Origin of the sequence: Yersinia mollaretii ATCC 43969 (assembly GCF_013282725.1) — a bacterium.
GTDB classification, from domain to species: Bacteria; Pseudomonadota; Gammaproteobacteria; order Enterobacterales; family Enterobacteriaceae; genus Yersinia; species Yersinia mollaretii.
In genome coordinates this window covers 2,115,936-2,128,232 of record NZ_CP054043.1, presented here as the reverse complement: position 1 = coordinate 2,128,232, position 12,297 = coordinate 2,115,936, and the positions used below count along the sequence as shown (strand labels likewise).

The following is a 12,297-nucleotide window of genomic DNA, read 5'->3' as shown; positions in this document are numbered from 1 at the left end:
GCTGGATAATAGGTTACTGACCGAACATATCTTTGATCCAACCGGCGACACCGTCACCCTCGGCTTTCGGCTGTTCAGTCGGTGCAGCGGCCTGACACAGCCCCTGCGGGTTCTCGGTCCATACCGGAATAGAGCGCATACCGCCCCCTTCACCACACACAAAGTTACCCGCCGAATCAATGTTCATCTGGCTGATCCCTTCCGGTGGCTGCAATACCAGCGGCAGTGGCGTTTGGTTTTCCAGATAGCGGCGATACAGGGTCAGTGCGCCGTTAGCTCCGGTCAGTTTAGCCGGGCCGTTATTGTCGCGGCCGACCCAAGCAATCGCCACTTCCTTGCCATCAATACCGGCAAACCAGCTATCACGCAGATCGTTGGTGGTCCCGGTTTTCGCCGCCAGATTGTATTTAGAGAATTTCACTGACAGCGAGCGGGAAGTTCCACGTGCGACCCCTTGCTGCATGGCATAAAGAGTCAGATAAGCGGCCTGTGCGGGCACCATACGTTCCGCCTGCGGGAAACTCTGGTACAGCACTGTGCCATCTTCGGCAATCACCGAGCGCACTGCGGATAATGGCGCTCGATTCCCGCCACTGGCGATCGTCTGGTACTCCTGTGCCACTTCCACTGGCGTCAAATCAATCGCCCCCAGCAACATCGCGGGAACAGGATTAATCGCCGTTTTTGGGATACCCAGACGTTGCAGCATGGCACTGATTTGATCCAGCCCCACTGACATCCCCAAATTCACGGTGGGGACGTTTAGCGAGTTCGCCAACCCATCAATTAACATCACCTGCCCCCGGAACTGGCGGTCATAGTTTTTTGGCTGCCATGATGAGCCGTTGGGTAACTTGATAGAGAGCGGCTGATCCGAAAGCCAAGTATTGAGGCGGTATTTATCCGGCTCACTCAGGGCAGTCAGATAGGTCGGCGGCTTGGCAAGTGACCCCACCAAACGGCGAGCCTGCATCGCGCGGTTAAACCCGGCAAATTGCGGCTGTGCGCCCCCGACCATAGCACGAACTTCACCACTGAAGCGGTCGACAATCACCATTGCCGCTTCCAAATCATCCAGATGACGCGCCGCTTTCAGCGCCGGAATACCGTCTTCGATGGCTTTTTCTGCCGCATCCTGCGAAACCGGATCTAGCGTGGTGAAAATCTTCACGCCGGACAGGTCATTAATCTTGTCACCCAGCTTTTGTTGCAGCTCTTGGCGCACCATCTGCATAAAAGCAGGCTGAGGGGTGATAACCCCGCCTTTCGGCTGGACACCCAATGGGCGAGCACTGAGCATGGTGTAAAGCTCGGCATCGATCACGCCCTGATTCTGCAACAGGCGTAGCACCAGATTACGTCGCTCAAGTGCCAGTGTCGGGTTACGCCACGGGTTATACAGTGAGGCTCCTTTCACCATCCCCACCAGCATCGCCTGCTGATCGAGGCTCAGTTCATTCACCGGACGCCCGAAGTAATAGAGGCTCGCCAGCGGGAAGCCGCGAATCTGATCACTGCCACTCTGGCCGAGATAGACTTCGTTCAGATAGAGTTCCAGAATCCGATCTTTGCTGTAACGGTAGTCCACCAACAGCGCCATATAGGCTTCGTTGGCTTTACGCCACAGTGAGCGCTCATTGGTCAGAAACAGGTTTTTGACCAGTTGTTGCGTCAGGGTACTGCCGCCCTGCACGGCCTTACCCGCGGTGAGGTTAGCCAGCATGGCGCGGCCAATGGAGTAAGGGCTGATGCCGTCATGCTCATAAAAATGGCGGTCTTCCGTTGCCAGCAAGGTATCCACCAGCAAATCAGGGAAACCGGCCCGTGGCACAAACAGGCGCTGCTCCCCATTCGGCGATTGCAGCATGGTGATCAGCTTGGGATCGAGGCGTAAGAAGCCGAAATCACGCTGACTGTCCAAGTTTTGAATCTGCGCCAGACGATCGTCTTTGAACACTAAACGCGCACGAATCTGCCCCTCTTTCGCATCAGGGAAGTCAAACGGGCGGCGCAAGATATCAATGCTGTCACCCTGCACGGTGAACTCGCCCGGCCGGGTCATGCGGGTGACTTGACGGTATTGCATCCCCTCCAGCAAATCGACCATCTCTTTTTTGCTGTAGGACATACCCGGTTCGAGGTTAACCATCCGACCATACACGGCAGCGGGCAGTTGCCACACTTTTCCATCAATACGGCTGCGGATTTGCGAATCAAGGTAGACCCCGTAAATGGCTAATACCACTGCACCGATCAGGAACAGTTTGATCAATAGGCCAAGCCAGCGGCGTTTTTTGCGGGGTGGACGTGATGCTACCTTTCTTGGCATCGGTTCTTCCTCGTCGTCATAGTCATCATCGTCGTGCTCTTCATCATCTAAATAGTCTTCTTCATATTCATCTTCATCACGCCGCCGGCGTAGTGGCCGTTTCGGTGCGGCTTTGGGTAGGGCTTTCTTGCCCTTGCGCCCTATTGGCTCGCGATCATCCCCAGACATGTCTTTCTCTCCACGCGCATTGGCGATTATTGCGGCTTAATGTGTTCCCCAATCCAGCGATTGGAAAGGGGAAACATCTGAAATTATTGGCTCTTAGCCATGGGATATTATCTATCCTGATACTTCTTGGTCCTGCGGGTCGGGCGAGTATTGGCGGGGTCATCCGGCCATACATGTTTGGGATAACGCCCTTTCATCTCTTTTTGTACCTCAGCATACGCACCCTGCCAGAAAGCGGCTAAATCACCAGTAATCTGTAGTGGTCGATGGGCCGGAGAGAGCAGTTCAAGCACCACCGCTACCCGCCCACTGGCGAGCATCGGGCTGTGTTGCTCACCAAAAACTTCCTGCAAACGCACCGCCAGCACCGGAGGTCGGTCAACATAATAGCGGATTGGCAGGCGGCTACCAGTGGGCACAGTGTAATGAGTTGGTAGCTCAGTATCCAGCCGTTGACGTTGTTGCCAGTTCAACAGACGGGTTAATGCCTCCGCAATATTCACTTGCCGCAGCTTACGAAGATCGCGCACGCCGGATAACGACGGCTGCAACCAGAGTTCTAGCTTAGCCAATAATGTGTCGTCATCAATGGCGGGCCATGGCTCTTCCGGTAACCAGTGGCTGGCGCATTGCAGGCGGGTGCGGAGCTGCTCGGCATTTTCATCCCAATTCAGCACATGCAACCCTTGCTCGCGCACCCAGTTTAATAATGCCGATTGTAGTGCCTCGTCACTCGGTTTCGCTAATGGCTGCGCCCGCAAGGTCAGTCGCCCGATTTGCCAGCGCCGCCAAGCCCGCAGCGTGCCTTTTGCCTCATCCCACTCCACCACCGTCCGCTCTTCCACCAGTTGGGGGAGCTGTTTCGCCAGTGTGTCGATATCAATGGGCAATGCCAGTAAAATGCGCGCATCCGGCCCGCTGTTGCTTTGTAACAAGCTGGCCGCCACCAACCAAGGCGAACGTGACAGCGCCTCGTCTTGCGCCATGGCAACCCCCATTCCGTTCGCCAACAGGTAGCGACCATCCTGCCCACGTTGCTGTGCAATGCGATCAGGATAGGCCAGCGCCAACAATTGAGCGGCGAGATCACTGTCAACGCCCCCCACGCGCGCCTTGACTCTTTGTGTCAGTTGCCTTGCTCGCCGCTGCCAGTGGGGCTGCGGGCGGCTCAGCCAGTCATGCATATCAATCTGGCCGTTGCGGGGCGGCTCTTCCAAAATTGCCGCCAGCAGTGCCGCCGTGGCCAGCGCATCCGGGCTGTGCTCGGCAGCAAAACAGAGCATCGCCGCCAGACGCGGCTCGCAGCCCACATTAGCCATCGCGCGCCCCATGCCGGTGAGATGACCGCTGATATCGATAGCCCCTAGCCGCAGTAATAAATCGCGCGCGGCCGCCAATGCCGCCGAGGGCGGTTGATCCAACCAAGTGAGCTGCACCGCGTCCTGACACCCCCAATTCAGCAGCTCCAGCCACAAACTGCATAGATCACTGTTCAGGATCTCCGGATCGCTGTATTCTGCCGCCCGCTCGGCCTGCTCTTTGGCAAACAGATGCCAGCAGATACCCGGTGCCAATCGCCCGGCACGCCCCGCACGCTGCACCATCGAGGCCTGGCTGATGCGCTGAGTCACCAGTCGCGTCAGGCCATTTTTGACATCAAAGCGCGCCACTCGCTCCAATCCACTATCGACCACCAGACGGATGCCTTCAATGGTGAGGCTGGTTTCAGCAATATTGGTCGCCAGTACCACCTTTCGCCTCCCCGCAGGCGCGGGTTGAATTGCTTTCTGCTGCTCATTGAGTGGCAGCGCGCCATACAGCGGGCAGAGATCGGTGTCGCTAGCCACCTCGCCCTGCAGCCGCTCCAGCACCCGATGAATTTCACCGACACCGGGTAAAAATAGCAGTAAAGAGCCAGATTGCTCATTTAGCAGGCGCTTCACCCGATTAGCCACCCCATCCTCCAGCCGCTCATGGCTCGACAGCGGCTGATAACTCCGTTCGACAGGGAAGCTGCGCCCAGCGGAGACAATGGCTGGCGCGGAAGGCAGCAGTGCGGAGAGGCGCTGGTTGTCCAGTGTGGCGGACATAATCAGCAATTTCAGATCATCACGTAGCCCCTGCTGCACATCCAGCAACAGCGCCAGCGCCAAATCAGCCTGCAAGCTGCGCTCATGGAACTCATCGAGGATCACCAAGGAGACACCTGTTAGCTCGGCGTCTTGCTGCAACATGCGCGTCAGGATGCCCTCGGTCACCACCTCCAGCCGCGTATCCGGCCCGCTTTTACTTTCGGCCCGCATCCGATAGCCGACTGTCTGCCCCGGCTCTTCACCCAATTGTTGCGCCAGTCGGTAAGCGACATTTTTTGCCGCCAGCCGCCGAGGCTCCAGCATGATAATCCGGCCCGGCAGCTCACCATATTTTAGGATTTGCAGCGGCAACCACGTCGATTTTCCCGCACCAGTGGGGGCATGGAGCAAGACTTGCGGTGAGCTTTGCAACGCGGACATGATCTCGCTAAGCACTTCGCCCACCGGCAAAGCGGCCATTGCAGCATCACTTTCTCTCTGACTCACCACCACATTCTTCCCCATGCTCTCTACTTTTATTGTCAGCCATTGTAACATCATGGCCGTATAGCGTATTTAGCCGAGTGATTGTGCCAACCTGATGATTAATGCCGTGGATAAAACCGTTGTTCATAAAACAAGCGCCCATCGACGCCTGTTCTTTGCGCTGTCACTGCCTGATCCGCTCCAACAGAATATTGTACAGTGGCGCGCAGATAACTTCCCGCCAGAGGCAGGCCGCCCCATTGCGGCAGCTAATCTCCATCTGACACTGGCATTCCTCGGTGAGGTGAGTGCTGCTAAAGCGCAAATATTGCAGCAACAAGCGGCTCGTATTAGTCAGTCGGGGTTTAACGTGACCTTGGATGATATCGGCCACTGGCCGGGTTCCGGTGTGATATGGCTCGGCTGCAAAAATCCGCCCCGTGGCCTGTTGCAGTTGGCGCAATTGCTGCGCTCGCAGGCCGCACGCAGTGGCTGTTATCAAACGCCACTGCCATTTCACCCCCATGTGACCTTGCTGAGGGGCGCAGTTCGTCCGGTCGCGTTACCGGCTAAAACCAATAATGAGAGCTTTCGCGCGAGCCACTTTTCATTGTACGAATCAATTTTCGCGCGTGGGCGTACCCGTTATAACATCGTCAGTAGCTGGCCACTGGCAAGCGCTGAAAGGAGTTCTGATGCCGACTAACCCCCTACTGTCATTCAGCCCACGGTTACAATCGGCCACACTTATCCAGCGGTATAAACGTTTTTTAGCTGATATTGTGACGCCCGCCGGAGAATCATTAACCATTCATTGCGCTAATACTGGGGCGATGACCGGCTGTGCTACACCGGGAGATACAATTTGGTATTCAACTTCGGATAATCCGAAGCGTAAGTATCCCCACAGTTGGGAGCTGACTCACACCCAAAAAGGGGATTGGATCTGCGTAAATACCATGCGCGCCAATGAGTTAGTCAGTGCCGCGATAGAAAATAACCAGCTCGTTGAATTATCTGGTTACACTTCTGTCAAAAGAGAGATTAAGTATGGGGATGAGAACAGCCGTATAGACTTGTTATTGCAGGCAGAAAGTAGGTCTAACTGCTATATTGAAGTCAAGTCGGTCACCTTATTACAGCAACAGTGTGGGTATTTCCCGGACGCTGTCACCCTGCGGGGTCAGAAGCATCTCAGGGAGCTACAAAGCAGGGTTGCCGAGGGTCACCGGGCGGTACTTTTTTTTGCCGTATTGCATACGGGTATCAGACAAGTCGCTGCGGCCCGACACATTGACAGTCGCTATGCAGAATTGCTGGCTCAGGCTCAGCAAGCAGGAGTGGAGGTTATTTGCTACGGTTTTCAACTATCGCCTGACGGTATCGCGCTGGATGTGCGTTTACCGTTATTACTGGACGAAACGCAGTAACCCAAAACGCTGAATAAAGAAGCGATTATTGGACATTGCGACTCGCCGAATACGCCTTCCTTCACACCATTGTCAAGCAGGCGACAGGAATAATTGCCAACCTACCTTCCTTCTGTTATTTATAGCGGCCTGATTTTTCCCCGTATTGGGGATTTCGATAGTGCGTATGAATGTAGGAGAAGCATCATGCAAGAAGGGCAAAAACGTAAAACCTCGTCCTTGAGCATTCTCGCCATCGCTGGGGTAGAGCCTTACCAAGAGAAGCCCGGCGAAGAGTATATGAATGCCGCCCAGTTGTTGCACTTCAAGCTGATTCTTGAAGCATGGCGCAACCAACTCAGGGATGAAGTAGATCGTACTGTATCGCACATGCAAGACGAAGCTGCTAACTTCCCAGATCCGGTGGACCGTGCCGCGCAGGAAGAGGAGTTTAGTCTTGAACTTCGTAACCGCGACCGCGAGCGTAAACTGATTAAAAAGATCGAGAAAACGCTGAAGAAAGTCGAGGATGACGATTTCGGTTTCTGCGAGTCTTGTGGCGTAGAGATCGGCATTCGCCGTCTGGAAGCACGGCCAACTGCAGATTTGTGCATTGACTGTAAAACCCTAGCCGAAATCCGCGAAAAGCAGATGGCAGGCTAACACAGCAATAACGTGTAACACGGTGCCAGAGTCACCTCCGGCACCGTATTTATCACGCTGGACTCCCCTTCCCTTTTTATGCCCGAAGATACCCTTAAATCTGTTCGTCAGCAGAATCAATATGTCGGCCGCTTTGCGCCGTCTCCCTCCGGCGATTTACATTTCGGTTCGCTCATTGCCGCACTCGGCAGCTACCTGCAAGCCCGTGCTCAAGGCGGAAGCTGGCTGGTTCGCATTGAAGATATTGATCCCCCGCGTGAAATTCCCGGTGCTGCGGCGCGCATTTTAGCCACATTGGACCATTATGGCCTCCATTGGGACGGCCCCGTTATCTACCAGTCACAGCGCCATGAAGCCTATCGCGCCACCTTAGCGTGGCTGGAACAACAGGGGCTGAGTTATTACTGCAACTGCACGCGCAGCCGAATTCAACATATCGGCGGTTTCTACGACGGCTATTGCCGCGATCGCCACTTGCCCGCCAAAGGCGCAGCCATTCGTTTACGACAGACTCAGCCAGTTTATTCCTTTTATGATAAGTTACTCGGTGAGCTGCATGCTGAGCCGGCGCTGGCGAAAGAAGATTTTATTATTCGCCGCCGAGATGGCCTGTTCGCCTATAATCTGGCTGTGGTGGTGGATGATGCGTTCCAGGGCGTCACTGAAATTGTGCGCGGGGCCGATTTAATTGAGCCAACCGTGCGCCAGATAGCTCTCTACCAGCAGTTGCAACAGCCGCTTCCCGGCTATTTACATCTGCCACTGGCGCTGAATCAGGAGGGTAATAAGCTATCCAAACAAAACCATGCCCCGCCACTGCCGAGCGGTGATCCGCGCCCAGTTTTGGTTGATGCACTGAAGTTTTTGCGTCAACCGCTGCCGGAATGCTGGCAAGATCTTGATTTAACGTTATTATTACGTTTTGCAATCGACAACTGGACGTTGGCCACGATTCCAGCTTCAGGGGCCAACAATCCTGCTTCAGGGGGCGATAATGGCCACTGAAAACACAACGGCATTCTCAAAGGAAGCACGGTGAGCTATGATTAGCCGCTGTTTTTCTGTAGTTCTGTTATTTATTAGCCACTATCGAGGTGTACCATTTTTACCCGAGTAGCCAATTTCTGCCGTAAGGTACTGATCCGCGATGATAAATCAGCTCGCGATAGCCAAGCTGCCCGTGACGAAACGGTCCGTGATAGCAGTACCCGTAAAGATAAAGTGCCCGGTGAAGATAACGTGGCCCGCAAAGAGAGAAGGCCCGCCAGAACACATACTGGCCGCAAGAATCATGCGGTGCCGGATTCGGAACAGAGTCCGATGACAATTATCCCGCGAGATCAGCACAATATTTCCCGCAGAGAGATCAGCGATAATGCGCTGAAGGTGCTCTATCGCCTGAATAAATCAGGCTATGAAGCCTATCTGGTTGGCGGCGGTGTTCGCGACTTGCTGCTGGGGCAAAAAACCAAAAGATTTTGATATCACGACTAGCGCCACCCCTGAGCAAGTGAGGAAATTATTCCGTAACTGCCGTCTGGTGGGTCGCCGCTTCCGCTTGGCCCATGTGATGTTTGGCCCGGAAATTATTGAAGTCGCCACCTTCCGTGGTCACCACGAACAACAGCAAGCGGAAGACAGTGATAAAAACTCTTCCCAGCAGGCGCAGAATGGCATGCTGTTGCGTGACAACATTTTCGGCACCATCGAAGATGACGCCCAACGCCGCGATTTCACCATTAACAGCCTCTACTATGGCATTTCAGATTTTGCGCTGCGTGATTACACTGGCGGCTTACGTGATCTGAAAGAGGGAATTATCCGCCTGATTGGTGATCCTGAAACACGCTACCGTGAAGATCCGGTCCGGATGCTGCGCGCCGTGCGTTTTGCCGCGAAGCTGGATATGACTATCTGCCCGGAAACCGCAGAGCCGATCCCGCGTCTGGCCTCATTGCTGCGCGAGATCCCCCCTGCCCGCCTGTTTGAAGAGTCGCTCAAACTGCTGCAATCGGGTTACGGCTATAAAACCTATTTAAAACTGTGTGAATACCAGCTGTTCCAGCCACTATTCCCGCTAATTGCACGTCACTTTACTGAACAGCATGACTCGCCGATGGAGCGCATTCTGGTTCAAGTGCTGAAAAATACTGACCATCGCTTACATAATGACCAACGGGTCAATCCCGCGTTCTTATTTGCAGCTATGCTTTGGTATCCGCTGATCGAACATGCGCAGAAATTGACGCAAGAAAGTGGGTTGGCGTATTACGATGCTTTCGCGCTGGCGATGAATGATGTGCTAGATGAAGAGTGCCGTTCGTTGGCGATTCCAAAGCGCATCACCTCGCTGGTTCGGGATATCTGGCTGCTGCAATTGCGTCTGTCACGCCGTCAGGGTAAACGTGCGCACAAGCTGATGGAGCATCCGAAGTTCCGCGCCGCTTATGATCTGCTGGCACTGCGTGCGGAAGTGGAAAATAACCATGAGTTGCAGCGTTTGACACAGTGGTGGAGCGAATTCCAGGAAGCGACACCGCTACAGCAGAAAAATATGTTGAATACGTTAGGAGCTGATCCGGCACCGCGCCGCTCTCGTCCTCGCCGTCCGCGTAAGCCTTTACCACGTAAAGAAGGGGCATAATTCGCACCATGATCCGGGTCTATATCGCGCTGGGAAGTAATCAGGCCATGCCACTGCAACAGGTTAAGACTGCACTGGAAGCGCTGGAGCATCTGCCGCGCACCCGGTTAGTGGCCTGTTCGCCTTTTTATCGCACCAAACCTTTAGGCCCACAGGATCAACCGGATTTCCTTAATGCCGTGGTGGCACTGGATACCTCCCTGCCCCCTGAGCAACTGCTGGATCACACCCAAGCCATTGAGCGCAATCAGGGGCGGGTGAGGAAAGAGCAGCGCTGGGGGCCACGAACTCTGGATCTGGATATCATGCTGTATGGCGATCAAGTGATCACAACTGACCGCCTGACAGTGCCGCATTATGGCCTGAAAGAGCGCGAGTTTATGCTCTATCCGCTGGCTGACATCGCACCTGACCTGATTTTCCCTGATGGCGAAACCTTATCAGCGCGCCTGAAATTAGTGGATAAAAATGGTTTGGTGCCTTGGTAACTGGCGCTGAACACGAGTAATATCGAACAACAACACGTCACATTCCTATCTGATCTCTCCTTTCCATTTTAACCCCCTATTTCAGGAGAAAGCGCGATGAAAGCCACCACCATGAGCCACTTACGCCAATGGAAACAAGATAAGCGTAAGTTCGCCACACTGACTGCCTATGATGCCAGTTTTGCCCAGTTATTCGCCGAGCAGGGTATCGAAGTGCTGCTGGTGGGGGATTCGCTCGGTATGACGTTACAGGGATTCGACTCAACCCTGCCAGTCACCGTCGCGGATGTGGCTTACCATACCCGCGCGGTGCGCCGTGGTGCACCTCATTGTCTGTTATTAGCTGATATGCCGTTTATGAGTTATGCCACGCCGGAGCAAACATTCACTAACGCCGCAGAGCTGATGCGCGCTGGGGCCAATATGGTCAAACTGGAAGGCGGTAGCTGGTTGTGTGATACCGTTCGCATGTTGGCAGAGCGCGCCGTTCCGGTTTGCGGGCACTTGGGGCTAACGCCGCAATCCGTCAATATTTTTGGCGGTTACAAAGTGCAGGGTCGTGAAGAAGTCGCGGCGAATCAGCTAATTAAAGATGCGTTGGCGCTTGAAAATGCCGGAGCACAACTGTTGGTACTGGAGTGTGTACCCGTCGCACTGGCGCAGCGAGTGACCGAGGAGTTAGCGATTCCAGTCATTGGTATTGGTGCAGGAAATGTCACCGACGGCCAGATTCTGGTGATGCATGATGCGCTCGGCATTACGGGCGGCCATACCCCTAAATTCAGCAAAAACTTTCTGGCACAAAGCGCAGGTGATATCCGCGCCGCTATTAAGCTCTATATTCAAGAAGTTGAGAGCGCTGCTTACCCCGCTGAAGAACATACATTCCAATAAACTTTTACTGATTAAATATTGCTATTACACCCTATTTATACCCTATAGATTTCGAGGTGCAGGAAGGCGGCAAGCAAGAAACAAATCGGTCGGGAACCGATTTGAACAGCATTTATGCTAGCCCACAGGGTGAGCCTCAAGGATGAGGCTCATTAATCCCGATGAGCTTACATGAGTAAGTGATTCGGGTTAGCGAGTGCAGCCAACACACCTGCAACTTGAAAGATGACGGGTATACTGGAGGAAAGAATGCTAATTATTGAAACTCTGCCCCTATTACGCCAGCAAATTCGCCGCTGGCGTCAAGAAGGTAAGCGCGTTGCATTGGTGCCGACCATGGGCAATCTGCACGAAGGGCATATGACCTTGGTGGAAGATGCCAAAACCCGCGCAGATGTCGTGGTAGTGACTATTTTTGTCAATCCACTGCAATTTGAACGCCCAGATGATTTGGCCCACTACCCGCGCACTTTGCAGGAAGATTGCGAGAAGTTGACCCGCCACGGCGTTGATTTGGTGTTCGCCCCCGCAGCGAATGATATCTATCCCGCTGGGTTGGAAAGCCAGACCTATGTTGAGGTTCCTGCGCTGTCGACCATTTTGGAAGGTGCCAGCCGCCCCGGTCATTTCCGTGGCGTCTCCACCATCGTGAGCAAATTGTTCAATTTGGTTCAGCCGGATGTGGCCTGTTTTGGCGAAAAAGATTATCAGCAGTTGGCGTTGATCCGCAAAATGGTGGCGGATATGGGCTATGACATCAATATTGTTGGCGTGCCGATTGTCCGTGCTAAAGATGGGCTAGCACTGAGTTCCCGCAATGGTTATCTGACGGCGGAAGAGCGCAAGATTGCGCCGCAGCTCCATAAGATCATGCAGGCACTGGCCGAGAAGTTGACCTTAGGTGAACGGCAGATTGATGATTTGCTGGCCGACGCCGCAGAGCAGTTACGCAGCGCCGGTTTTACGCCGGATGAGCTGTTTATCCGCGATGCCGACACCTTGCAACCCCTGACGGTGGACAGCAAGCAAGCGGTAATTCTGATGGCGGCTTGGCTGGGTAAAGCCCGCTTGATCGATAACCAACAGGTTGACCTGCGCAACTAACCTTAATTGCGGTGAATGCCGGTAGTGTACCGTCTTCACC

At 54.2% G+C, this 12,297-nt stretch carries 9 protein-coding genes and 1 pseudogene; 8 read left to right on the top strand and 2 right to left on the bottom strand.

The window, feature by feature from the left end; genetic code table 11:
• Nucleotides 1-13 precede the first annotated feature (13 nt).
• Together mrcB and hrpB are read right to left on the bottom strand one after the other, a co-directional pair.
• Nucleotides 14-2,497 carry a bifunctional glycosyl transferase/transpeptidase gene (gene mrcB, locus HRD69_RS09410; RefSeq protein ID WP_004875055.1) on the bottom strand — a complete coding sequence of 828 codons (2,484 nt, stop codon included), beginning with the start codon at nt 2,495-2,497 and terminating at the stop codon, nt 14-16.
• 107 nt (nt 2,498-2,604) lie between these two features.
• On the bottom strand, nt 2,605-5,127 hold the full coding sequence (gene hrpB / locus HRD69_RS09405; RefSeq protein WP_004875056.1) for an ATP-dependent helicase HrpB: 2,523 nt from the start codon (nt 5,125-5,127) through the stop codon (nt 2,605-2,607).
• 43 nt (nt 5,128-5,170) lie between these two features.
• On the opposite strand from hrpB, the gene thpR reads away from it, so the two are divergent.
• The 8 genes and pseudogenes from thpR to panC all read left to right on the top strand — a co-directional run bounded on the left by thpR (nt 5,171) and on the right by panC (nt 12,257).
• The gene (gene thpR, locus HRD69_RS09400) at nt 5,171-5,761 is read left to right on the top strand and encodes an RNA 2',3'-cyclic phosphodiesterase (protein ID WP_004875057.1); all 591 of its coding nucleotides are present in this window, start codon (nt 5,171-5,173) and stop codon (nt 5,759-5,761) included.
• Nucleotides 5,751-6,485 (top strand): DNA/RNA nuclease SfsA, encoded by a 735-nt coding sequence (gene sfsA, locus HRD69_RS09395; protein ID WP_032814260.1) that lies wholly within the window; start codon nt 5,751-5,753, stop codon nt 6,483-6,485. The genes thpR and sfsA overlap by 11 nt, the downstream gene beginning before the upstream one ends.
• A 186-nt stretch (nt 6,486-6,671) precedes the next feature.
• Nucleotides 6,672-7,127: an RNA polymerase-binding protein DksA gene (gene dksA / locus HRD69_RS09390; protein ID WP_004875059.1), complete on the top strand. Its 456-nt coding sequence runs from the start codon at nt 6,672-6,674 to the stop codon at nt 7,125-7,127.
• Nucleotides 7,128-7,205: 78 nt separating this feature from the next.
• Nucleotides 7,206-8,132 (top strand): tRNA glutamyl-Q(34) synthetase GluQRS, encoded by a 927-nt coding sequence (gene gluQRS / locus HRD69_RS09385; protein ID WP_004875060.1) that lies wholly within the window; start codon nt 7,206-7,208, stop codon nt 8,130-8,132.
• A gap of 96 nt (nt 8,133-8,228) precedes the next feature.
• A pseudogene (pcnB, locus tag HRD69_RS09380) lies at nt 8,229-9,771 on the top strand (polynucleotide adenylyltransferase PcnB).
• Between the two features lie 8 nt (nt 9,772-9,779).
• Entirely contained in the window at nt 9,780-10,259 is a 480-nt protein-coding gene (gene folK / locus HRD69_RS09375; RefSeq protein ID WP_004875063.1) for a 2-amino-4-hydroxy-6-hydroxymethyldihydropteridine diphosphokinase, read from the top strand.
• 96 nt (nt 10,260-10,355) lie between these two features.
• Nucleotides 10,356-11,153, top strand: a complete 798-nt coding sequence (gene panB, locus HRD69_RS09370; RefSeq protein WP_004875064.1) for a 3-methyl-2-oxobutanoate hydroxymethyltransferase — start codon at nt 10,356-10,358, stop codon at nt 11,151-11,153.
• A 249-nt stretch (nt 11,154-11,402) separates the two neighbouring features.
• Nucleotides 11,403-12,257, top strand: a complete 855-nt coding sequence (gene panC / locus HRD69_RS09365) for a pantoate--beta-alanine ligase (RefSeq protein WP_004875065.1) — start codon at nt 11,403-11,405, stop codon at nt 12,255-12,257.
• Nucleotides 12,258-12,297: the final 40 nt, after the last annotated feature.